Origin of the sequence: Pantoea sp. App145, assembly GCF_047947045.1 — a bacterium.
Lineage (GTDB): Bacteria > Pseudomonadota > Gammaproteobacteria > Enterobacterales > Enterobacteriaceae > Pantoea.
The window spans coordinates 1,785,465-1,808,840 of record NZ_CP133290.1 but is presented as its reverse complement, the minus strand read 5'-3'; the positions used below and the strand labels follow the sequence as shown (position 1 = coordinate 1,808,840).

At 55.0% G+C, this 23,376-nt stretch carries 21 protein-coding genes; 14 read left to right on the top strand and 7 right to left on the bottom strand.

What is annotated here, in order from left to right; genetic code table 11:
- The first annotated feature begins 24 nt into the window (after positions 1 to 24).
- The 3 genes from RCF31_RS08320 (at position 25) to proY (ending at position 4,274) form a co-directional block, all read left to right on the top strand.
- The gene (locus tag RCF31_RS08320; RefSeq protein WP_313683626.1) at positions 25 to 1,131 is read left to right on the top strand and encodes a cobalamin-independent methionine synthase II family protein; all 1,107 of its coding nucleotides are present in this window, start codon (positions 25 to 27) and stop codon (positions 1,129 to 1,131) included.
- Positions 1,132 to 1,534: 403 nt separating this feature from the next.
- Complete coding sequence (gene brnQ, locus RCF31_RS08315; RefSeq protein ID WP_084873080.1) at positions 1,535 to 2,854, top strand: branched-chain amino acid transporter carrier protein BrnQ; 1,320 nt, start codon at positions 1,535 to 1,537, stop codon at positions 2,852 to 2,854.
- Between the two features lie 67 nt (positions 2,855 to 2,921).
- Positions 2,922 to 4,274 (top strand): proline-specific permease ProY, encoded by a 1,353-nt coding sequence (gene proY / locus RCF31_RS08310; RefSeq protein ID WP_299457027.1) that lies wholly within the window; start codon positions 2,922 to 2,924, stop codon positions 4,272 to 4,274.
- 142 nt (positions 4,275 to 4,416) lie between these two features.
- On the opposite strand, the gene RCF31_RS08305 is transcribed toward proY, so the two are convergent.
- The 4 genes from RCF31_RS08305 to RCF31_RS08290 all read right to left on the bottom strand — a co-directional run bounded on the left by RCF31_RS08305 (position 4,417) and on the right by RCF31_RS08290 (position 9,530).
- Positions 4,417 to 6,369, bottom strand: coding sequence for an acyltransferase family protein (locus RCF31_RS08305; RefSeq protein ID WP_416413039.1), 1,953 nt, complete (start codon positions 6,367 to 6,369; stop codon positions 4,417 to 4,419).
- Positions 6,370 to 6,703: 334 nt separating this feature from the next.
- Positions 6,704 to 7,966 (bottom strand): histidine-type phosphatase, encoded by a 1,263-nt coding sequence (locus tag RCF31_RS08300; RefSeq protein ID WP_416413237.1) that lies wholly within the window; start codon positions 7,964 to 7,966, stop codon positions 6,704 to 6,706.
- An 18-nt stretch (positions 7,967 to 7,984) separates the two neighbouring features.
- Positions 7,985 to 8,797 carry an inositol monophosphatase family protein gene (locus RCF31_RS08295; protein ID WP_416413038.1) on the bottom strand — a complete coding sequence of 271 codons (813 nt, stop codon included), beginning with the start codon at positions 8,795 to 8,797 and terminating at the stop codon, positions 7,985 to 7,987.
- 151 nt (positions 8,798 to 8,948) lie between these two features.
- Positions 8,949 to 9,530 (bottom strand): ACP phosphodiesterase, encoded by a 582-nt coding sequence (locus RCF31_RS08290; protein ID WP_299457019.1) that lies wholly within the window; start codon positions 9,528 to 9,530, stop codon positions 8,949 to 8,951.
- A gap of 102 nt (positions 9,531 to 9,632) precedes the next feature.
- Here RCF31_RS08290 and queA point away from each other — a divergent pair, with 102 nt between their 5' ends.
- The 5 genes from queA to secF are packed head-to-tail and all read left to right on the top strand — an operon-like array spanning position 9,633 to position 15,067.
- On the top strand, positions 9,633 to 10,703 hold the full coding sequence (gene queA, locus RCF31_RS08285) for a tRNA preQ1(34) S-adenosylmethionine ribosyltransferase-isomerase QueA (RefSeq protein ID WP_416413037.1): 1,071 nt from the start codon (positions 9,633 to 9,635) through the stop codon (positions 10,701 to 10,703).
- Between the two features lie 30 nt (positions 10,704 to 10,733).
- The gene (gene tgt, locus RCF31_RS08280) at positions 10,734 to 11,858 is read left to right on the top strand and encodes a tRNA guanosine(34) transglycosylase Tgt (RefSeq protein WP_299457015.1); all 1,125 of its coding nucleotides are present in this window, start codon (positions 10,734 to 10,736) and stop codon (positions 11,856 to 11,858) included.
- 24 nt (positions 11,859 to 11,882) lie between these two features.
- Entirely contained in the window at positions 11,883 to 12,215 is a 333-nt protein-coding gene (gene yajC / locus RCF31_RS08275) for a preprotein translocase subunit YajC (protein WP_084873094.1), read from the top strand.
- Positions 12,216 to 12,240: 25 nt separating this feature from the next.
- On the top strand, positions 12,241 to 14,088 hold the full coding sequence (gene secD / locus RCF31_RS08270) for a protein translocase subunit SecD (RefSeq protein ID WP_416413036.1): 1,848 nt from the start codon (positions 12,241 to 12,243) through the stop codon (positions 14,086 to 14,088).
- 10 nt (positions 14,089 to 14,098) lie between these two features.
- Positions 14,099 to 15,067: a protein translocase subunit SecF gene (secF, locus tag RCF31_RS08265; RefSeq protein ID WP_416413035.1), complete on the top strand. Its 969-nt coding sequence runs from the start codon at positions 14,099 to 14,101 to the stop codon at positions 15,065 to 15,067.
- Positions 15,068 to 15,648: 581 nt separating this feature from the next.
- Here secF and RCF31_RS08260 read toward each other — a convergent pair.
- A complete protein-coding gene (locus tag RCF31_RS08260) occupies positions 15,649 to 16,200 on the bottom strand; it encodes a DUF3251 domain-containing protein (RefSeq protein WP_416413034.1) in 552 nt (183 codons plus the stop codon).
- Between the two features lie 195 nt (positions 16,201 to 16,395).
- On the opposite strand from RCF31_RS08260, the gene nrdR reads away from it, so the two are divergent.
- From nrdR to pgpA, 6 genes are all read left to right on the top strand, one after another.
- Positions 16,396 to 16,845, top strand: a complete 450-nt coding sequence (nrdR, locus tag RCF31_RS08255) for a transcriptional regulator NrdR (protein ID WP_021185864.1) — start codon at positions 16,396 to 16,398, stop codon at positions 16,843 to 16,845.
- Positions 16,846 to 16,848: 3 nt separating this feature from the next.
- Positions 16,849 to 17,961 (top strand): bifunctional diaminohydroxyphosphoribosylaminopyrimidine deaminase/5-amino-6-(5-phosphoribosylamino)uracil reductase RibD, encoded by a 1,113-nt coding sequence (gene ribD / locus RCF31_RS08250; protein ID WP_416413033.1) that lies wholly within the window; start codon positions 16,849 to 16,851, stop codon positions 17,959 to 17,961.
- Between the two features lie 72 nt (positions 17,962 to 18,033).
- A complete protein-coding gene (ribE, locus tag RCF31_RS08245; protein WP_299457000.1) occupies positions 18,034 to 18,504 on the top strand; it encodes a 6,7-dimethyl-8-ribityllumazine synthase in 471 nt (156 codons plus the stop codon).
- Between the two features lie 19 nt (positions 18,505 to 18,523).
- Complete coding sequence (gene nusB, locus RCF31_RS08240; protein WP_084873111.1) at positions 18,524 to 18,943, top strand: transcription antitermination factor NusB; 420 nt, start codon at positions 18,524 to 18,526, stop codon at positions 18,941 to 18,943.
- Between the two features lie 45 nt (positions 18,944 to 18,988).
- The gene (gene thiL / locus RCF31_RS08235; RefSeq protein ID WP_416413032.1) at positions 18,989 to 19,966 is read left to right on the top strand and encodes a thiamine-phosphate kinase; all 978 of its coding nucleotides are present in this window, start codon (positions 18,989 to 18,991) and stop codon (positions 19,964 to 19,966) included.
- The gene (gene pgpA / locus RCF31_RS08230) at positions 19,911 to 20,447 is read left to right on the top strand and encodes a phosphatidylglycerophosphatase A (RefSeq protein WP_299456996.1); all 537 of its coding nucleotides are present in this window, start codon (positions 19,911 to 19,913) and stop codon (positions 20,445 to 20,447) included. Before thiL ends, pgpA begins: the two co-directional genes overlap by 56 nt.
- 1 nt (position 20,448) lies before the next feature.
- On the opposite strand, the gene RCF31_RS08225 is transcribed toward pgpA, so the two are convergent.
- Together RCF31_RS08225 and dxs are read right to left on the bottom strand one after the other, a co-directional pair.
- Positions 20,449 to 21,423, bottom strand: coding sequence for an aldo/keto reductase (locus RCF31_RS08225; RefSeq protein WP_416413031.1), 975 nt, complete (start codon positions 21,421 to 21,423; stop codon positions 20,449 to 20,451).
- An 85-nt stretch (positions 21,424 to 21,508) separates the two neighbouring features.
- Complete coding sequence (gene dxs, locus RCF31_RS08220) at positions 21,509 to 23,374, bottom strand: 1-deoxy-D-xylulose-5-phosphate synthase (RefSeq protein ID WP_416413030.1); 1,866 nt, start codon at positions 23,372 to 23,374, stop codon at positions 21,509 to 21,511.
- Between the last annotated feature and the right edge of the window lie 2 nt (positions 23,375 to 23,376).

The following is a 23,376-nucleotide window of genomic DNA, read 5'->3' as shown; positions in this document are numbered from 1 at the left end:
TTACGGCTTTAGCCAGGAGTGATCATGCAACGAGTTACCGCCCCGTTCCGCGCCGATACCGTCGGCAGTTTTCTGCGTCCCGCTGCGATCAAGCAGGCGCGTGAGCAGTTTGCTCAGGGTGAGATTGATGCCGCCCAGCTGCGCCAGGTAGAAGATGAGGCCATCCGCCATGTCGTGGAGCAACAGCGTGCTAATGGCCTGAAAGTGGTGACTGATGGTGAGTTCCGTCGTGCATGGTGGCACTTTGACTTCTTTGACAGTCTGCTGGGCGTGGAGCGTTACGAAGCCGAGCAGGGCATTCAATTCAACGGCGTGCAGACCAAAGCGCGTGGCGTCAAAGTGACTGGCAAAGTGGCGTTTAACCCCAATCACCCGATGCTGGAACATTTCCGCTTCCTGCAAAGCATTGCCGGTGATGCGGTACCGAAGATGACCATCCCCAGCCCAAGCGTGCTGCACTTCCGTGGTGGTCGTAAAGTGATCGATGCCACCGTCTATCCAGATCTGAAAGACTATTTCGCCGATCTGGCGCAGACCTACAAAGATGCCATCAAGGCGTTTTACGCTGCGGGCTGCCGTTATCTGCAACTGGATGATACCGTCTGGGCCTACCTGTGCTCGGTGGATCAGCAACAGCAGATCCGTGAGCGTGGCGAAGATCCACAGGAACTGGCGCACATCTACGCTCAGGTGCTGAATACGGCGCTGGAAGGTAAACCGGCGGATCTGACAGTGGGACTGCATGTGTGTCGCGGTAACTTCCGTTCAACCTGGATCTCGGAAGGCGGCTATGAGCCGGTGGCTGAAATCCTGTTTGGTGGCGTGAATATCGATGCTTTCTTCCTCGAATATGACAACGAGCGTTCAGGTGGTTTTGAGCCGCTGCGCTTTATTAAGCCGGGCCATCAACAGGTGGTACTGGGCCTGATTACCACTAAAACCGGTGAGCTGGAAGATCCGGCACAGGTGAAAGCGCGTTTGCAGGAAGCGGCGCAATTCGTCAGCCTGGAGCAGATTTGTCTCAGCCCGCAGTGTGGTTTTGCTTCCACCGAAGAGGGTAACAGCCTGAGCGAGGAACAGCAGTGGCAAAAAATTCGCCTCGTAGTCGATATCGCAAATCAGGTGTGGTGATGATGTAAAGTTGTGCAAACAGGCGCGTAAATCGCGCCTTTTGTGCATGTAGAAAGCAAGTTTTGCACGTATATCTCTCGCACTGTGGAAAGTTTCAGCAAATCATCTGATGCGTTATCGACCTTATCTATACTGATTCACTGCTTTTCCCCTGATTCGTGCTATATCCTTCTGGTTTTCCGATCCCGTATTGCCTTTCTTCGCTATAAACGTTTTACTACGGCCCGTTGTCAATCCATCCCTCTGTGAACAGAAGAAAAGCAGTTTAAATCACCTGCGCTTTGAGTATACGGCGAGCATAACGCACTGGCATTGCCTGATAAGTCGTTGTTTTTAGCGCGGTCAGGGGACAACACGAACCCAACTTCCACCGCAACATCAGTTACAGGCAGTACAGAAGTTTATGACATATCGTTTAACCCCGAAGGATATCCTCGCGCTGGGCTTCATGACGTTTGCCCTGTTTGTCGGCGCAGGAAACATCATTTTCCCACCGATGGTAGGTATTCAGTCTGGCGAACACGTCTGGACTGCCGCTATTGGTTTTCTGATTACCGCGGTAGGTCTGCCGGTGATGACCGTCATCGCCCTGGCGCGTGTGGGCGGCGGTATCGATGCCCTTAGCTCGCCGATTGGCAAAGCCGCCGGTCTGCTGCTGGCGACCGTGTGCTATCTGGCTGTTGGCCCGCTGTTCGCGACGCCGCGTACCGCAACCGTATCCTTTGAAGTGGGCATTGCCCCGCTGACCGGTGATGGTGCGCTGCCGCTGTTTATCTACAGCCTGATCTACTTCTCGCTGGTGATCGTCATTTCCCTCTATCCGGGCAAATTGCTGGATACCGTGGGTCATTTCCTGGCACCGCTGAAAATTGTTGCGCTGACGGTGCTGGGCATCGCCGCGCTCTTGTGGCCTGCCGGTGGTCTCTCTCCGGCGACGGCGGATTATCAGCGTGCTGCCTTCTCCAGCGGTTTTGTTAACGGCTATCTGACCATGGATACGCTGGGCGCGCTGGTGTTCGGTATTGTTATCGTCAACGCTGCCCGTTCACGCGGTGTGGAAGATGCGCGCCTGCTGACCCGTTACACCATGCTGGCGGGGATCATCGCCGGTGTCGGTCTGACACTGGTTTATCTCTGCCTGTTCAAGCTGGGTTCAGACAGCGGCGCGATTGTTGATCAGAATGCCAACGGCGCGGCGATTTTACATGCTTATGTACAACAGACTTTCGGCGGCATGGGCAGCTTCTTCCTGGCTGCGCTGATCTTCGTAGCCTGTATGGTGACGGCTGTTGGCCTGACCTGTGCCTGTGCAGAATTTTTTGCGCAATACCTGCCGTTATCGTATAAAGCCCTGGTCTTTATCCTCGGTCTGTTCTCTATGGTGGTGTCGAACCTCGGCCTGAGCCATCTGATCCAGATTTCGATTCCGGTGCTGACGGCCATTTATCCGCCGTGCATCGTGCTGGTGGTACTGAGCTTCACCCTGAGCTGGTGGAACAAAAGCAGCCGCATTATCGCTCCGGCGATGTTGGTCAGCCTGCTGTTCGGTATTATTGATGCCATCAAAACCACCAGTTTTAAAGACGCGCTGCCGTTATTCAGTCAGCACCTGCCGCTGGCCGATCAGGGACTTTCCTGGTTGCCGCCTTCGCTGGTGATGCTGCTGATCGCGGCGGTGGTGGATCGCGTAAAAGGACGCGAACAAGTCGCCGTTCACCAGTAAGCGACATTGCTGTTAATTTCGACCACGGGCCTGCCCGTGGTTTTTTCATTTGCAAGGTACTGTTGTTATGCAAGAAACCAATAAGCTCAAACGCGGACTGAGCACGCGCCATATCCGTTTTATGGCGCTGGGGTCAGCGATTGGCACCGGGCTGTTTTATGGCTCGGCTGATGCCATCAAAATGGCCGGTCCCAGCGTGTTGCTGGCGTACATCATTGGCGGCGCGGTGGCTTATGTCATCATGCGTGCGCTGGGCGAGATGTCGGTCAACAATCCGCAGGCCAGTTCATTTTCGCGCTATGCGCAGGATTATCTTGGCCCGCTGGCCGGTTACATCACCGGCTGGACTTATTGCTTCGAGATTCTGATCGTGGCGATCGCCGACGTGACAGCTTTTGGTATCTACATGGGGGTGTGGTTCCCCGAGGTCCCGCACTGGATTTGGGTGCTGAGCGTGGTGCTGATTATCGGCGCGATTAACCTGATGAGCGTGAAGGTGTTTGGTGAAGTGGAGTTCTGGTTCTCCTTCTTCAAAGTCGCCACCATCATCGTGATGATTATCGCCGGTTTTGGCATGATTTTCTGGGGCATCGGCAACGGTGGACAGCCAACCGGTATCCATAATTTGTGGACCAATGGCGGCTTCTTTGCGCATGGCGTGGTGGGGATGTTGCTGTCGTTGCAGATGGTGATGTTTGCCTATGGCGGGATTGAAATCATCGGTATCACCGCCGGTGAAGCGAAAGATCCGGAGAAGTCGATTCCGCGTGCCATCAACTCGGTGCCGTGGCGTATTCTGGTGTTCTACGTGGGTACGCTGTTTGTGATTATGTCGATCTACCCGTGGAATCAGGTCGGTACTTCTGGCAGTCCTTTTGTGTTGACCTTCCAGCATCTCGGCATTGCCGCAGCGGCGTCAATCCTGAACTTCGTGGTGCTGACGGCTTCTCTGTCTGCGATTAACAGTGATGTATTTGGTGTCGGACGTATGCTGCACGGCATGGCGCAGCAGGGCCATGCACCGAAGATGTTTATGAAGGTCTCAGAACGCGGTATTCCGTGGGTCACGGTGCTGGTGATGATGCTTGCCATGCTGGTTGCGGTCTATCTCAACTACCTGATGCCGGAGAAGGTCTTTCTGGTGATCGCCTCCCTGGCGACCTTTGCTACCGTCTGGGTGTGGATCATGATTCTGCTGTCGCAGATTGCCTTCCGCCGCAAGATTAGCCAGCAGGAAGTGGGTAAGCTGAAGTTTGCCTTGCCTGGCGGCAGTGCCACGGCGTGGGTTGGAGTGGTGTTCCTTGCCTTTATCATCGCCCTGATTGGTTACTTCCCGGATACGCGCGTGTCGCTGTATGTCGGTTTTGCCTGGATAGTGCTGCTGATGCTGGCATGGCCGCTGGCGAAGCGAAATAAATAATAAATTGGGCGGCCCAGGCCGCCCAATTTATTTAGGGGGTAGCGGCGCGATTTATCGCGTTATTTTTGTTTTGTCCAGTGACGGTGTCTATCCATCCCGGCATTTCGCGATAAATCGCGCCGCTACGTATTTTTTTGGTTTCTCACCAGTTCTTTCCTAACGCAATCTCGCCACCATAGGGGCTGAGATGGTTGTTGTCGTAATACAACGGCAAGCCGTTATTGGCAAACAGGCAACCATGGTCATTACAAAGGTTTTCACGCAAAGACAGCACCCGCACACCGGCACTGGCATAGCTTTGCAGCAGTTTATCCACCGCCGCTTCCGGGTACTGGAAGAGTTTGGTGCGTGCCGTGCTCAATGGCGGGGTATCCCAGCGCCCCAGCCAGTCGCTCAGTTCACGGCGAATCGGGATATTACGGTTGTTGCTGTAGCGCAGAGGATCGATATCCAGCGATGGGGCATCCTCAATGATGGTGACTTTCTTCCCGGCCTGTTGCAGTGCCGCCACCACCTTATCCATACCGAATTTTAACGCCTCCAGATTGCTTTTTTCCGGATGCGCCAGCTCACGGAAACCGGAGCCCGGCAGGATGCTCATGCCGGATGCCCAGTAGGCACTGATCACTACTTCATCAATCTTGTCACTCAGCACCATTTTCAGTACCTCGCGATTAAAATCGACGCACTGCTGGGCATGGGCGGGTTCCTGAACCACCACCCGCGTCGCATCAATCAAAAACGGGCAGGAGGCTTTTGTTAGCTGAAACAGCGGCTTGTGCTGGCGCAATGCATAACCCGCGACCGGGGTGCGCAGCGCGGCGGCATGGCTATCGCCGATTAAGGCAATACCGGGCTGATCGGTGTCCGGATGGCACTGCGCATTCAATGACGGGAAATTGGCACCGTAGTCCAGCAGGCATGGGTTGCGCTGCGCCGAAATTTTCCACGACTCACCGTTGACCACCTGTTCGCTGACGCGATACTTCAGGCCGCCGGTTTGCCACAGGATCACCATCGCACCGGCGGCCAACAGTGAGGAGGCACAGTAAACCGGGATCACCAGGCGGGTGGCACGTTGCGGATGACGGAAAGGTTGCTCGACAAAGCGCCAGGAGATCCAGGCAATCAGCAACGCCAGGGCGCTAATCGCCAGACCCTGCCAGACCGTTAACGGATGATCGCTACAAATACGCGCCAGGCTGAGCAGCGGCCAGTGCCATAAATACCAGGAGTAGGAGACGGTACCGATAAAGCGCATCACGCGGTTTTCCAGCAGCAGCTGGTTCAGGCGACCGCGCGCGCCGATCATCAGGCAACCTGCCGCCACCGGAATCATGGCCAGCCAGCCGGGGAAGTCACTGTTGTTGGCCAGCAGCATGGCAGAGGCCACAATCAGCAGCCAGCCGAGCAGATTACACCCGTTGGCGGCGCGCCCCTCTATTGGCTGTGGTTGCCACAGTGCCAGCAGCACCCCAGCTCCCAGCTCCCAGGCGCGGGTCGGCAGCAGATAGAACGCGCGGGTACTGTTAACCGGGGTCATCCACAGGCAGGCGATTAACGAGGCGATGCTGATCACCAGAATCACCCCTGGCATGGAGCGTCTGAAGCGTGCGGTCAGCAGCAAAATAAAGGGCAACACCACGTAGAACTGTTCTTCGATGCCGAGTGACCAGGTCATCAGCAGCGGGTTTAAATCGGAATCGGTGCTGAAGTAGTCGCCGCTTTTCATCAGCAGCATATTGGGCACGGAAATAAATACCGCCACGCTGTATTTTGCCAGCTGACTGAATTCGAGCGGGGAAAGCAGGAGGTAGCCGAGTAATAGCAGGATCGCCATCATAAAAAACAATGCCGGGGCAATGCGTCGTATACGTCGTAAGTAGAATTGATAAAAGGAGAAACGCGCTTCGGTTATTTCCCGGCTGATAATGCCACCAATTAAAAAGCCAGAAATAACAAAGAAAATATCTACGCCAATAAAACCACCGGGCAGGAAGGTCACACCTGAATGGAACAACACCACTGATAAGATCGCGACGGCGCGCAGGCCGTCAATATCCGCGCGATAACCGAAATTACCCGATTTGGTCATAAGGCCACCCGTTGCTCTTAAATATCCTGACGCCTGAGGCGAAAAAAATAAATCGGCGCATCCTGTCGCCGAAAAACAAGGGTAAAAAAATAATGAATCAAGGGATGATTGACGTTTAAAGGTTAACGCGAGGTAAACGGAATGCGTACCTCTGACGGAAAATATAGATAATTCTCAGATGGCTCTGACAAATGACTTTCGAGATTTTAATGATTGTGATTTTGGCTGGTAAGCCGGGTGAATATAAATTAACCGTAGCGGCGTAATTTATCACGCCGTTTTACCGAACATAAAAATGCCGATAAAAGAGCGCGATAAATCGCGCCGCTACACGTCATTGTGGGTAATTGACCGGGATTATCGCCTGCTTATCCAGCGCCTGGCTGAAGGTATTCAGTGTCGATTGATAAGGACACAAGGTGCCGACATCGGTAATTCGACAGTTTTTCTCATGCCACTCCTCGCGCAGTAACGGATGGCGATCGTCTACCGGGGCTAAGTGCCGCAGATCATCCAGACTTTGTGCCTGGAAGTAGATATGTAAAAAACGCTCGCCAGTTTGCGTATCGCGCCAGCGTTCGAACACCAGGCTACTGCCGGGTGGAACATTGCCACGGGAATACCCCGGCAACTGCCAGCTGAAGTTCATCAGCGTTCGCACACGAGCGATATTGGTATCGTGCGCCACCAATAGCAGCCAGCGGGTAGCCGGTGACGCGTTCTGTTCCGGGCTGACACCCTGTTCCAGCCCTTTAATGATGGCATCCAGCAAAATCGACCCACGGCGCTGTGCCAGATAAGGGACGTCGTTGCTGAGATCATAGCTGGCGGTCAAAATCGGTAACAGTGCGGTGATCTGGCTGGAGGCGGTGATATTGCCCCATGCCAGCTGGCTGAGCGGCAGGTTCTCGCTCCAGCCCAGCCGCAGAGTTTCCACCATACTGGCCAGCACGCTCAGGCCCTGTACATAAGTGTGTCCTTTTTTGGTTTGCTTCAGCTGCCACGGGCGATCAAACTGGGCGCAGTGGTTACCGGGCGCACAAACCGCCTGTTTAAGCTGCTGCACTGCGGGTTGCAGCTGCTGTTGCAGTGCCGCCAGATCACCGGCTTTAGCCACCATCGCGGCATATTCCCGGGAGGGATCGAGGTCAGCAAAGGGCAAATCCTCCGACTGGAACAGTGGGTCGGTATCGCCATCAACATGATGTATCGCGACCCCGCAGCCAGGAAATGCACCATCAACCAGCGCCTGTGCGGTGGCGCGCGTGCGCTGTTTGGGGCTGGCACGCACGTAAATTTCGTTGCCAGCAGGACAGCCCTGGGTCAGCAGACCGAGTTGTCGATAATGCTCGCCTTCCCAACGACCTTTGTTCACCACTGCGGCGTAACCGTGTCCGGTCAGTTCACCGTCGGCAGTGACCCAGCGTGTCCAGGGGCGATCGGTTGCCGCTTCGATCTCTTTACGATTGCCGGGAGTGGGGGGACGCACGCCGTGTCGGCTGAGCTCCACCACTTTTTCCAGCTGATAGTGATCGGCAGCCTGACTGCTACCGATCAACAGCCACAGCGCAGTGACCAGCAGCAAAGATGATCGCATGGACATCGGTGAATCCTTTTATAAGCGGGCAGAGGAGGCTGGCAGCATCGCTTTCAGCTGTGGATAGAGCGTCGCATTGGTAAGCAGCACCGGATTGCCGTTTTTCAGCCCGTCGTTGTGCAGATAATCATTGGTGACGCCGCCTGCTTCACGCATCAGGACGATGCCTGGCAAACCGTCCCACGGGTGCATATGGGCTTCGAAATAGCCGATCAGACGCCCGGCAGCGGCCCAGGCGCTCATCAGCGCACCCGAGCCGGTACGGATAAACATGCCACCCTGTTGCAGCAGGGCAGAAATAAAGTTTGTAAGCGGTTCTGGCGGCTGGCTGTTGGAGCTGCTGATACCCAGCACCCCCTGATCCAGCTGCCGGGCGCTATGTACCTGGATACGTTTGTCATTAACCCAGGCACCTTTTCCGCGGCAGGCATGAAACAATTCGTGATGATTGGGATCGCACACCACGCCAATCACCGCTTCATTTTCACACACGATGGCCAGCGACACGCACCAGTTATGCAGACCATTAATAAAACAGCTGGTGCCATCGATCGGATCCACCACCCAGATAAAGCGCGCACCTTCCGTCTCGCCGCCGCTTTCTTCGCCCAGCACCGCGTCTTCGGGAAAACGCTCGGCAATCAGGGATTTAATCAGTTGTTCCACATTGCGATCGGCTTCACTGACCACATCCTGGAGGTCCTTCTTATGCTCAATCACCAGTTGGTGGCGCTGCTGATACCAGGAAAGCGCGCGACTGGCGGCAGCTTTGGCGACATCACAGGCATAGTGATAACGCGCGTCAAGTTCAGTAAGTGATGCTGATGACATCTTTCCCTCTTATGATTTGCGACAGGCGAAATGGTTTAAATCGCCCGGACAGGCGAATGGGCTGTGTGATCCAGGTAACGAAAGTTAAGAAAGGCTTCATTAAGCCGCAGATAAAAGCGGCTGGCAAGAGGGGCGATGGATTCGGAATGCGTTATAGCTGTTGCGTGCGTGCCAGCGCCATCAGACGCGGATAGAACTGAAAGAACTGTTGCTCCAGCCCGGCATAGTGTTCAACGAAATCCTGATATGAGTCGCGCAGTGCTTTGAGGCGCGGGCGGCGCAGTGCCATGCCATTCAGTACCCGCGCCAGACGCGCGGGTTCAGCATAATGTTCAAACCAGCGATCGCGCCACATCACGTCATTAAGCTCGATAAACCCTTCCGGTGTGCCGTTCAACTGAGGAACAATGTCCCGCTCGGCATCGGCGGTAAAGGCCACCAGCGATTGCTCTGGATGTATTTTATCCCAGTGACGTGCCAGGAAATGGTCCCAGATAACGTCCAGCGTAATCGGCGCGACACGTCGGGTTTCGGCACGGAACCACTGACGCGCTTCGCGTACTTCCGGCAAATTATCGGTCATGATGTCGAGACGCCGGTGCAGCATGATGCCATCGGCAACCGGGGTCGGCCAGTCCTCATGCGGGTTACCGCGCACAAAGTCGGCCATTAAGTTACCGAGCAGTGAGCTGTCAGCCAGATGGGCCAGATGAAGGTGAGCAAGAAAGTTCATGGCGCATTATAGCCAGAATCAACGAGACGCAGCCAGTTGTTCAGAATTAGTCGCTTTTCCGCTAAACTATGCCGCCTGTTTTTAGTCCTGAAGAAGTGAAGTATGCGTGTAGCCGATTTTGCCTTTGAGTTGCCGGAATCTTTGATCGCCCATTATCCCCAGGCGCAGCGTAGCGGTTGCCGTCTGTTGTCGCTGGATGGCCCGAGCGGTGTGCTCAGCCACGGTGTGTTTACCGATGTACTGGATAAACTCAATCCGGGCGATCTGTTGGTTTTCAACAACACCCGCGTCATTCCCGCGCGCGTTTTTGGTCGCAAGGCCAGCGGCGGCAAAATCGAAATGCTGGTGGAGCGCATGCTGGATGACAAACGCGTGCTGGCGCATGTGCGTGCTTCAAAAGCACCGAAGCCGGGTACCGAATTGTTGCTGGGCGATGATGAAAGCGTCAAAGCCACCATGGTGGCGCGCCATGATGCATTGTTCGAGATCGTGTTTGAAGACGACCGTGCGGTGCTGGATATCCTGAATAGCGTCGGCCATATGCCGTTGCCGCCTTATATTGATCGTCCGGATGAAGATGCCGATCGTGAGTTGTACCAGACAGTGTACAGCGCGCGTCCGGGTGCGGTGGCCGCGCCGACAGCGGGCCTGCACTTTGACGAGCCTTTACTGGAGGCGCTGAAAGCCAAAGGCGTCGAAATGGCCTTTGTCACGTTGCACGTGGGTGCGGGCACATTCCAGCCGGTGCGGGTGGAAACCATCGAAGATCACACCATGCACGCGGAATACGCCGAAGTGCCGCAGGACGTGGTGGATGCGGTACTGGCCTGTAAAGCACGGGGTAATAAAGTGGTCGCGGTTGGCACCACCTCGGTGCGGTCGCTGGAAAGTGCAGCGCAGGCAAGCAAGGATGCGCTGATTGCACCGTTCTTCGATGATACCCAGATTTTTATCTATCCCGGTTACCAGTACCAGGTGATTGATGCCCTCATCACCAATTTCCATCTGCCGGAATCTACCCTGATTATGCTGGTATCGGCGTTTGCCGGTTATCAGCACACCATGGCTGCCTATCATGCGGCGGTCGTGGAGCAGTACCGTTTCTTTAGCTACGGGGATGCCATGTTCATCACCCGTAATATGAATGCACCTGACGAAAACGTCGGGGTTTAAAAATCAGACTGTCTCTCTGATGAGGTAATTGTGAAATTTGAGTTAGATACTACCGACGGGCGCGCACGCCGTGGCCGTCTGGTTTTTGATCGTGGCGTGGTGGAAACCCCGGCATTTATGCCAGTGGGCACCTATGGCACGGTAAAAGGCATGACGCCGGAAGAAGTCCAGGATACGGGTGCACAGATTATCCTCGGCAATACCTTCCACCTCTGGCTGCGTCCAGGGCAGGAAATCATGAAGTTGCATGGCGATCTACATGATTTCATGCAGTGGAAAGGACCTATCCTTACCGATTCGGGCGGTTTCCAGGTGTTCAGCCTGGGTGATATCCGTAAGATCACCGAAGCTGGTGTGCATTTCCGCAACCCGATCAATGGCGATCCGATTTTCCTTGATCCGGAAAAGTCGATGGAGATTCAGTTCGACCTCGGTTCCGATATCGTCATGATCTTCGATGAATGTACGCCTTACCCAGCGGACTGGGACTACGCGAAGCGCTCAATGGAGATGTCGCTGCGCTGGGCAAAACGCAGCCGCGACCGCTTTGACTCACTTGGCAACAAAAATGCGCTGTTTGGCATCATTCAGGGCAGTGTTTACGAAGATTTACGTGATGTCTCCGTCAAAGGTCTGGTAGAGATTGGCTTTGATGGGTACGCTGTGGGCGGCCTGGCGGTGGGTGAACCAAAAGAAGACATGCACCGCATCCTGGAACACGTCTGTCCGCAAATTCCGCACGACAAACCGCGTTATTTGATGGGCGTTGGCAAGCCGGAAGATCTGGTGGAAGGCGTTCGTCGCGGTATCGATATGTTTGACTGCGTTATGCCGACGCGTAACGCGCGTAACGGTCATCTGTTCGTCACCGATGGCGTGGTGAAAATCCGTAATGCGAAGCATAAAGATGATACCTCGCCACTCGATGCCGAGTGTGATTGTTACACCTGTCGCAATTACAGCCGTGCATACTTGCATCATCTCGATCGCTGTAACGAAATACTGGGCGCACGTCTGAACACCATCCACAATCTGCGCTATTACCAGCGTCTGATGGCGGGTTTACGCCAGGCTATCGAAGAGGGTAAATTAGAGCACTTTGTTAGCGAGTTCTATCAACGGACGGGCAAAGCGGTTCCACCGTTAAACGTCTGATAATTCATCAATGAGGGAAATTTAATGAGCTTTTTCATTTCTGACGCTGTGGCTGCAGCAGGCGCACCGTCTCAGGGAAGTCCTTATTCTCTGGTGATCATGCTGGTGGTCTTTGGTCTGATCTTTTACTTCATGATTCTGCGTCCGCAGCAGAAGCGTTCGAAAGATCACAAGAAATTGATGGATTCCATCTCCAAAGGGGATGAAGTGCTGACCAGCGGTGGTTTAGTGGGTCGCGTGACCAAAGTGGCAGAAACTGGCTACATCTCTATCGCCCTGAACGACACCACTGAAGTAGTGATTAAACGTGATTTCGTGGCTGCCGTTCTGCCGAAAGGCACCATGAAGGCGCTGTAATTTTTTCTTCCCGAAGGAAACTGCCGTGTTAAACCGTTATCCTTTGTGGAAGTACATCATGCTGGTCGTCGTGATTCTCGTCGGCCTGCTCTATGCGCTTCCCAACCTTTATGGTGAGGATCCGGCCGTTCAAATCACTGGTGCGCGCGGTGGCGCCGCCAGTGAGCAAACGTTGGATCAGATCCAGACTGCATTACAAAAAGATAATATTCAGAGCAAATCCCTCGTTCTGGAAAATGGCGCGATTCTTGCGCGCTTTGCTAATACGGATGTGCAGCTGCGCGCCCGTGAAGCGATTACCAATGTGCTTGGCGAGAACTACGTTGTTGCGCTCAACCTGGCTCCGGCTACCCCGCGCTGGCTGAGCATGCTGTCCGCAGAACCGATGAAACTCGGTCTTGATCTGCGCGGCGGCGTACACTTCCTGATGGAAGTGGATATGGATACCGCTCTGGGCAAACTGCAGGAGCAGAACGCCGACGGCCTGCGCAGTGACCTGCGTGATAAAGGCATCCCCTACGTTACCGTGAATAAAATCGCGAACTATGGCGTGGAAATCCGTTTCCGTGACGGCACCAGCCGTGATGCGGCCATCAGCTACCTGTCTTCGCGTCACCGTGATCTGGTGATCTCAAGCCAGGGTAGCGATACCCTGCGTGCGGTGATGACCGATGCTCGCCTGAGCGAAGCGCGTGAGTATGCGGTTCAGCAGAACATCAATATCCTGCGTAACCGTGTTAACCAACTCGGCGTAGCCGAACCGCTGGTGCAGCGTCAGGGTTCTGACCGCATTGTGGTTGAGTTGCCAGGTATTCAGGATACGGCGCGTGCCAAAGAGATTCTGGGTGCAACCGCAACCCTCGAATTCCGTCTGGTTAACACCACCGTTGACCCGAGCGCTGCGGCCAGCGGCCGTGTTCCGGGTGACTCTGAAGTGAAAATGACGCGTGATGGTCAGCCGGTTGTGCTGTACAAACGCGTGATTCTGACCGGTGACCACATCACGGATTCCACGTCGAGCATGGATGAGTACAACCAGCCACAGGTGAACATTTCACTGGATGGCGCGGGCGGTAACATCATGTCTAACTTCACCAAGGACAACATCGGTAAGCCGATGGCGACCCTGTTCGTGGAGTACAAGGACAGTGGTAAGAAAGATGCCAACGGTCGTGCGATTCTGGTGAAACAGGAAGAAGTGATTAACGTGGCGAACATCCAGTCGCGCCTCGGTAACAGCTTCCGTATCACCGGCATCAGCAACCCGAACGAAGCACGTCAGCTGTCGCTGCTGCTGCGTGCCGGTGCGCTGATTGCGCCGATTCAGATTGTGGAAGAGCGTACTATCGGCCCAACTATGGGTCAGCAGAACATCACACAAGGTCTCGAAGCCTGCCTGTGGGGTCTGGTCGCGTCCATCATCTTTATGGTGGTGTTCTATAAGAAATTCGGTCTGATCGCCACCAGCGCTCTGCTGTGTAACCTGGTGCTGATTGTCGGCATCATGTCACTGTTGCCGGGGGCCACGCTCACCATGCCGGGTATTGCCGGTATCGTGCTGACGCTGGCGGTAGCGGTGGATGCGAACGTACTGATTAACGAACGTATTAAAGAAGAGTTGCGTAACGGGCGTTCCGTGCAGCAGGCGATTCATGAAGGTTACAAAGGTGCCTTCTCCAGTATCGTCGATGCTAACGTGACGACGCTGATTAAAGTCATCATTCTTTATGCGGTCGGTACCGGTTCAATCAAAGGCTTTGCGATCACCACAGCTATCGGTATCGCAACCTCCATGTTTACCGCTATCGTCGGCACCCGTGCCATCGTTAACCTGGTGTACGGCGGCAAACGCATCAACAAGCTGTCTATCTAAGGAGTGCGTTGTGGCACAGGAATACAGTATTGAACAGCTGAACCACGGGCGTAAGGTCGTTGACTTTATGCGCTGGGATACGCTGGCTTTCATCATCTCTGGTTTGCTGATTCTGGCATCTATTGCCATTGTCAGCGTGCGAGGCTTCAACTGGGGCCTCGACTTTACCGGCGGGACGGTGATTGAGATCAACCTGGAAAAACCAGCCGAGCTGGATACCCTGCGCGTTGCGCTGGTGAAAGCGGGCTTCCAGGAACCGCTGGTGCAAAACTTTGGCAGCAGCCGTGACGTGATGGTACGTATGGCACCGGTTCAGGGCCAGATGGGTCAGGAACTGGGCAACAAAGTGGTGACGGTGATTAACGAAACCGCACAGCAGAATGCCACCGTGAAGCGTATCGAGTTCGTCGGCCCCAGCGTGGGCAGCGATCTGGCGCAGGCGGGCGCTATGGCACTGATGTCGGCACTGATTGCGATTCTGATCTACATCGGTATCCGCTTTGAGTGGCGTCTGGCACTGGGCACCGTACTGGCGCTGGCGCACGACGTGATCATCACCTGCGGCATTTTGTCGCTGGCGCACATCGAGATCGATCTGACTATCGTCGCATCGCTGATGTCGGTGATTGGTTACTCGCTCAACGATAAAATCGTGGTTTCCGACCGTATTCGTGAGAACTTCCGTAAGATCCGTCGCGGTTCTTCTTACGATATTACCAACGTGTCGCTCACCCAGACGCTGAGCCGTACCTTGATCACCTCGCTGACGACGCTGGCGATGATCCTGATCCTGTTCATCTTTGGTGGCGCGTTGCTGAAAGGCTTCTCGCTGACCATGTTGATTGGTGTGACCATTGGTACCATCTCATCAATCTATGTCTCTTCAGCGCTGGCGCTGAAACTGGGCATGAAGCGTGAACATATGCTGGTGCAGAAAGTGGAGAAAGAGGGCGCCGATCAGCCTTCAATCATGCCATAATTTGCGACAGTAAAAGTGTTAAAGTAAACGTAAACCGCGTCCTGGATCAGGATGCGGTTTTTTTTATCAAATTCATGTGCAATCCTGACCATTCTCCGTAGCTCTTCCTCCTGACATCCAGAATTCAGTTATTCCAACGAATGACGACTCTTTTATAAAATGTGATTTGACTCAGGTTAATTTATTAAAAGGGCGCAAATTTTCGTTGATTTAACCATAAGATAACTGTGGTTTATTGGTAAGGGTGATTTTGCATGGCAGCCAGATGTGTCCCGATGGGGTTTAAGATAGCGATTGGTGTAACACTATTCATTATCTCGTTTTTGCTGATGCGTCCTTCATCTCCTGCTACTACGAGCGAATATGCTTTCTGGAATAAGCTGGCAAACCTGTGTGGTGAACATAATGTCGAGGGATTTGTCGGCATTGCTCTGTTAATCATTTGCACATTAACGACAATTATTGGATATCCCATTGTTATCCGAATTATTGAACGCAGGCTTAACAGAAATAAAGAGTGAGACATTTCAGTAACGGCGCGATTTATCGCGCCGCACGAATCGCTGCAAACGCATTTACGATCAGGGTGTCGTCGCGCTGGTCACATCATGAATACGGACATAGCCAAGCTGTTCAGGAGAAAGGCCGCTGAGGCGCAGCGGTACAGTCACGGAACTGCGTGGCATCAGGCTGGCGGGCACGCTGATGGTCTGGCTCAGGCTGTCTGCATTGAGCGGTTTGCCGCTGGCCGGGTCCATTTCACCCCAGACCACGGTGGCATTCAGCGCCGGAACCGGTTTGTCGTCCGTTGAGCGAATATTCAGATTGGCACGACTGCCGCTGGCTTCACCCTCTACGCGTGTGAGTGACAGGCGTAATTTGCCCAGCTGGGTTTGCAGCTCCACCGGCGTGTTGGCCTGGGGTAGCAACCATGCGCCCTGGCTGGATTGGCTATTCAACTGCCCCTGAATTTCCAGCGCGCTGGCCTGATTGGTTAGCTGACGCATTTGCTGATTTAGCTGACTGACTTCCCGATGCAGTTGTTTGACCTGCGGTGAAACCGGGGTTGAACTACAACCACTCAAAACCAGCAAAGAAAGCGCTGCCGGCGCCCATAACATCCTGATCGTCATGCAATGTCCTTTCCATTGTTGGGAAAACCTCATGTTGCGCGATAAATCGCGCCGCGACAACCCGTGCACTGTATCGTGGCGGCGTGATTTATCACGCTGTTTTAACCATTACCGTGCTTTTCATGTCAACGCATTTTGTTGAAATCGAGATCGGCGCTACACTGTATGGCCCAAATTCTCGCGACAGGAAACGTCATGCATTGCCCATTCTGCTCCGCTGTGGACACCAAAGTGATCGATTCGCGCCTGGTCAGTGAAGGCTCCTCAGTGCGTCGTCGTCGCCAGTGTCTGGTGTGCCATGAGCGTTTTACCACCTTTGAAGTGGCTGAGCTGGTGATGCCGCGCGTGGTAAAAAGCAACGATGTGCGTGAACCCTTTAACGAAGATAAGCTCAGCAGCGGCATGATGAAGGCGCTGGAGAAGCGTCCGGTCAGCGCCGATGCGGTGGAAAGCGCGGTTAATCATATTAAAACGCAGCTGCGCGCCACCGGGGAGCGCGAAATTCCCAGTAAACTGATCGGCAATCTGGTGATGGATGAACTGAAGAAGCTCGATAAAGTGGCTTACATCCGTTTCGCGTCGGTTTACCGCAGTTTTGAAGATATTCGTGATTTTGGCGAAGAGATCGCCCGCTTACAGGATTAATTCATGACCGACGAACGCTATATGGCGCGCGCGCTGGAACTGGCGCGTCGCGGACGTTTTACTACCACACCGAACCCCAATGTCGGCTGTGTGATTGTGCGTGATGGCGAGATTGTCGGTGAAGGCTGGCATCAGCGTGCCGGAGAACCCCACGCAGAAGTTCATGCGCTGCGTATGGCCGGCGATAAAGCCCGTGGCGCTACCGCCTATGTCACGCTCGAACCCTGTAGCCATCATGGTCGTACCCCGCCTTGTTGTGATGCGTTGATCGCCGCCGGTGTCAGCCGCGTAGTGGCTGCGATGCAGGATCCCAATCCGCAGGTGGCCGGTCGAGGCCTTTACCGTTTGCAGCAGGCAGGCATTGAGGTGAGTCACGGTTTGATGATGAATGAGGCTGAAGCGCTCAATCGCGGCTTCCTGAAACGCATGCGTACCGGATTTCCGTGGATCCAGCTCAAACTGGGTGCCTCGCTGGATGGCCGTACCGCGATGGCCAGCGGCGAAAGCCAGTGGATAACTTCTGCTGCGGCAAGGCGCGATGTGCAACGTTTTCGTGCCCAAAGTTCGGCTATTCTTAGCACCAGCAGCACGGTGCTGGCGGATAACCCGTCGCTCACGGTGCGCTGGGGCGAACTGAATGACGAAGTGCGCCAGCAACTGGATGAAAACTCGCTGCGCCAGCCGGTGCGGGTAGTGATCGATAGCCAGCAGCGTGTGACGCCGCAACATCAGTTGATTGACCAGCCGGGCGAAACCTGGCTGATGCGTAGCCAGGTGGATCAACAGGCCTGGCCTGCAAGTGTCAGCCAGATTGCCGTGCCGCAGCGTGAAGGCCAGCTGGATTTGGTGGCAATGATGATGTTGCTTGGTCAGCGCCAGATTAACAGCGTCTGGGTTGAAGCCGGTGCGTCGCTTGCCGGTGCGCTGTTACAGGCCGGATTAGTGGATGAGCTGATTATTTATCTGGCACCGAAGCTGCTGGGTAATGCCGCGCGCGGCCTGTGTGAACTGCCGGGTCTGGAGCGTCTTGCCGATGTTCCTGCCCTGAATTTTAGCGATGTGCGCCTGGTGGGCGAAGACCTGCGTCTGACCCTGACTCCACATGGAAAAGCCTGAGCGCGTCGCCAAAGAGTATGATAGAATCCGCCCCCTTCTGCGGGGCTACAAAACAACTCCCAAAGGATATGTATGAAAGTTATCGAAGCTCCTGTTGCCACGCCTGATGCTAACATCGCCATCGTAATTGCGCGTTTTAACAACTTCATTAATGACAGCCTGCTGGACGGTGCGGTTGATGCGCTGAAGCGTATTGGTCAGGTGAAAGACGAAAACATCACCATCGTCTGGGTACCGGGCGCTTATGAACTGCCGCTGGCGGCGCGGGCATTGGCAAATTCCGGTAAACATGACGCGATCGTCGCGCTGGGCACCGTAATCCGTGGCGGCACGGCGCACTTCGAATATGTGGCCGGTGAAGCCAGCTCAGGTATCGCTAATGTGGCGATGACCAGCGAAATCCCGGTTACCTTCGGCGTGCTGACTACCGAAAACATCGAGCAGGCGATTGAACGCGCCGGCACGAAAGCGGGTAATAAAGGTGCCGAAGCGGCCCTGACTGCACTCGAAATGATTAACGTATTGAAAGCCATCAAAGCCTGATTTTTGTAAGGGGAATTTTGTGAAACCTGCTGCTCGTCGTCGCGCCCGTGAGTGCGCTGTCCAGGCGCTTTACTCCTGGCAGTTGTCTAACAACGACATTGCCGATGTGGAATACCAGTTTCTGGCGGAACAAGACGTCAAAGACGTCGATATTAGCTACTTCCGCGAACTGCTGGGCGGTGTGGCGACCAACAGCGCATACCTGGATGGTTTGATGAAACCTTACCTGTCGCGCCAGCTGGAAGAGCTGGGCCAGGTTGAGAAAGCCATCCTGCGTATTTCGCTGTATGAGCTGAGCAAGCGTGCTGATGTGCCGTATAAAGTGGCCATCAACGAAGGTATCGAGCTGGCAAAAGTATTCGGCGCGGAAGACAGCCATAAATTTGTCAACGGCGTGCTGGATAAAGCCGCTCCACAGATCAGACCCAACAGAAAATAATGCAAGAGGCCGGTTTCCCGGCCTTTTTTCATTGAGACCTGACTTATGTCCTGTGGTGAATTCGAACTGATCGCACGTTATTTTAACCGCGTCACCAGCTCCCGCCGCGATGTGGAGAAGGGCATTGGTGATGACTGCGCGTTACTGAACGTGCCAGAAAAACAGACGCTGGCCATCAGCACCGACACGCTGGTGGAAGGCGTGCATTTCCTGCGTGATATCCATCCTGCCGATTTGGGCTACAAAGCTGTCGCGGTCAATCTGAGCGATCTGGCGGCGATGGGCGCCGATCCGGCATGGCTGACGTTGGCACTGACGCTGCCGGAAGTCAACGAAAGCTGGCTGGCGGCCTTCAGCGATAGCCTGTTCGAGCTGCTTGATTACTACGATATGCAGCTGATCGGCGGTGATACCACCCGTGGCCCGTTAAGCATGACGCTGGGTATTCACGGCCTGGTGCCGACAGGGCGGGCGCTGAAACGCTCCGGTGCGAAGCCAGGTGACTGGATTTTTGTCACCGGTACGCTGGGAGATAGCGCAGCCGGTCTGGCGCTGTTGCAGCATCGCTACCGTCTGTCTGATCCGGCGGTGCATGAAACCCTGATTAAGCGCCATCTGCGCCCAATGCCGCGTGTACTACAGGGGCAGGCACTGCGTAATCTGGCGACCTCGGCCATTGATGTGTCAGACGGATTGCTTTCCGATCTTGGCCATATCCTGCAAGCCAGCCGCGTTGGTGCACGACTCAATCTGGATGCATTGCCGCTCTCAGCGGCGCTGCGTGACCATTTCGAGCTGCCGCAGGTGCAGCGCTGGGCGCTCACTGGCGGTGAAGACTACGAACTGTGCTTTACCGTGCCGGAAGTGAACCGTGGCGCGCTGGATGTGGCGCTGGGCCATCTCGGTGTTCCCTATACCTGCATTGGTCAGATAGCGCCGGAAGCGGATGGACTCACGTTGCTGGAACATGGCAAACCGGTCAGCTTCAATTACAAAGGATTTGATCACTTTGACGTTAAATAAAGATGTGGCGAAAGGTCGCCTGCGGATGTCCAATCCGTGGCATCTGCTGGCGACCGGATTTGGCAGTGGCCTCAGCCCGGTCGTGCCGGGCACCATGGGATCGCTGGCGGCGATCCCTTTCTGGTGGCTGATGACCTTTTTACCGCTCCAGATTTATTCCCTGGTGGTGCTGATCGGCATCAGCGTGGGGGTGTATTTGTGTCATCGTACTGCCAAAGATATGGGTGTTCACGACCACGGCAGCATCGTCTGGGACGAGTTTATCGGCATGTGGATCACGCTGATGGCGATACCGATGATGAGCTGGCAGTGGGTGCTGGCGGGCTTTGTCATTTTCCGCATTCTGGATATGTGGAAGCCCTGGCCGATCCGCTGGTTCGATCAGAATGTGCATGGCGGCATGGGGATTATGGTCGATGACATTATCGCCGGGGTCATTTCCGCGGCGATTTTGTACGGGTTAGGGCATGCGATGGCTTAAGCTATTCGAACCCCACCACCGGGTGCGGTTGATAAACCGTCTCCAGTTCGGCGATATCGGTTGAACTTAGTTCCACATCCACCGCTTTCACCAGCTCATCAAACTGCTCGGCGCGTGAAGCACCGATAATCGGCGCAGTCACTGCCGGTTTATGTAACAGCCACGCCAGCGCAACCTGAGCACGTGTCACGCCTTTATCGGCGGCGATGGTGGCAAGACGTTCCGCGATGGCGGCATCATTCTCTTCGGTGTTGCTGTAGAGTTTTGCCATCACATTATCCGAAACGGAACGTGCGGTGGTTTCTCCCCACGGGCGTGTCAGTTTGCCGCGCGCCAGCGGGCTCCACGGCAGTACTGCAATCCCTTCACGCAGGCACAGCGGATGCATTTCGTTCTCTTCCTCACGCTGAATCAGGTTGTATTGATCCTGCATGCTGACAAAACGCGCCCAGCCTTCACGCGCTTGCAACTGGAGCGCCTGCTCAAATTGCGACGCATGCATTGATGATGCGCCGATATAACGCGCTTTACCTGCTTTAACCACGTCATGCAGCGCCTCCAGCGTTTCTTCAATCGGCGTGTCGTAATCCCAGCGGTGAATCTGCAGCAGATCGACATACTCCATGCCGAGGCGTGCCAGGCTGTCATCAATCGATTGCAGGATATTTTTGCGTGATAAGCCCTGCGACAGATTACTCAGCGGAAAATAAACCTTAGTGGCGACAACGATATCTTCGCGGCGGGCAAAATCTTTCAACGCCCGTCCGACAATCTCTTCACTGCTGCCATCGGAATAGGAATTGGCGGTATCGAAAAAATTAATTCCGGCGTCCAGTGCCTGTTTAATCAGGGGGCGGCCACTTTCCTCCGGCAGCGTCCAGGCGTGATTACCACGCATCGGATCGCCAAAGGTCATGCAGCCTAAACACAGGCGTGAAACCTGTAAGTCGGTGTTGCCTAAGGGGATGGTTTTCATGAAGGCTCCTGCTGCGATGCTTAAGGGAAATCGATCCCTAAGCATAGCAGCAGGTCCGCTCATCGGTCGATGAGCGGGTAGGGGACTATTGTGCCAGCCAGGCGGTGATTTGCTGCTGAATACCGGCGGCATCCAGCTGATAATCATGACGCACTTCTTCCTGGGTACCCTGCGGGATGAACTCATCAGGCAGGCCGAGGTTCAGTACCGGGATGCCGAGGCGCTTCGCCATGACAAACTCGTTTACGCCGCTGCCCGCGCCGCCCATGATCGCCCCTTCTTCCAGGGTGATCAGCGCGTCGTGGCTGCCCGCCAGTTCAGCGATCAACGCTTCATCCAGCGGTTTAACAAAACGCATATCGACCAGGGTGGCATGCAGTGCTTCTGCCGCCGCTGCTGCTTCGGGTAGTAGTGTGCCGAAGTTGAGAATAGCCAGTTTCTCGCCCTGGCGCTTCACTACGCCTTTGCCCAGCGGCAGGCTTGCCAGCGGGTCCAGCGTTGCTCCGGTGCCGGTGCCGCGCGGATAACGCACTGCACTCGGACCCTCCTGATAATGGTAACCGGTGTACAGCATCAGGCGACATTCGTTCTCGTCGCTTGGCGTCATGATCACCATTCCCGGAATGCAACGCAGATACGCCAGATCAAACGCACCCTGGTGGGTTTGTCCATCCGCGCCGACTATACCGCCACGATCGATGGCAAACAGTACCGGCAGCTTCTGGATCGCCACATCGTGGATCACCTGATCGTAGGCACGTTGCAGGAAGGTGGAGTAAATCGCCACAATCGGTTTGTAGCCGCCGATAGCCATACCCGCAGCGAAGGTCACCGCGTGCTGTTCCGCAATCGCTACGTCGAAGTATTGCTGTGGATAGTCGCGGGAAAAACCGACCATGCCGGAGCCTTCACGCATCGCCGGGGTGATCGCCATCAGACGGGGGTCATCCGCAGCTATCTCGCACAGCCAGCTGCCGAATACTTTTGAATAGCTCGGTAAACCGCCCGCGCTTTTCGGCAAGGAACCGCTGGCCGGATCGAATTTGGGGACCGCATGCCAGGTGATCGGATCTTCTTCCGCCGGGGCGTAGCCTTTGCCTTTTTTGGTCATGATGTGCAGGAACTGCGGGCCTTTCAGGTCACGCATGTTCTTCAGCGTACTGACCAGCGCCAGTACATCGTGACCGTCTACCGGGCCGATGTAGTTAAAACCGAGTTCTTCAAACAGCGTCCCCGGCACCACCATACCTTTCAGATGTTCTTCGGTACGTTTGACCAGTTCTTTAATCGGCGGCAGGTTGTCGAGCACCCGTTTGCCACCTTCGCGCAGGCGGGAATAGGTTTTACCGGAAAGAATTTGCGCCAGACGGTTGTTGAGCGCCCCCACGTTTTCAGAGATCGACATCTCGTTATCGTTGAGGACCACCAGCATATCCGGCTTAATGTCGCCCGCGTGGTTCATGGCCTCAAACGCCATGCCTGCGGTGATCGCACCATCGCCAATGATGGCGGCGGTGCGGCGGCCTTTGCCTTCACGCTCGGCAGCGGCAGCCATACCCAGAGCGGCGCTGATGGAGGTGGATGAGTGACCGACGCTCAGTACGTCGTATTCGCTCTCTTCGCGCCACGGGAAGGGATGCAGGCCATTTTTCTGCCGAATGGTGCCGATGCGATCGCGGCGTCCGGTCAGAATTTTATGCGGGTAAGCCTGATGCCCGACGTCCCACACCAGATGGTCAAACGGGGTGTTATAAACATAATGCAGCGCCACTGTTAGCTCGACGACGCCCAGACCCGAAGCGAAGTGACCACTGGAGCGGCTGACGCTGTCCAGCAGATACTGACGCAGCTCGTCACACAAAGCCGGAAGCTTCTCTTTTGGCAGTAAACGTAATTCCTGTACCGTGCCTGCCAGCGCCAGTGTCGGGTATTTTGCAATATCAAAACTCATCA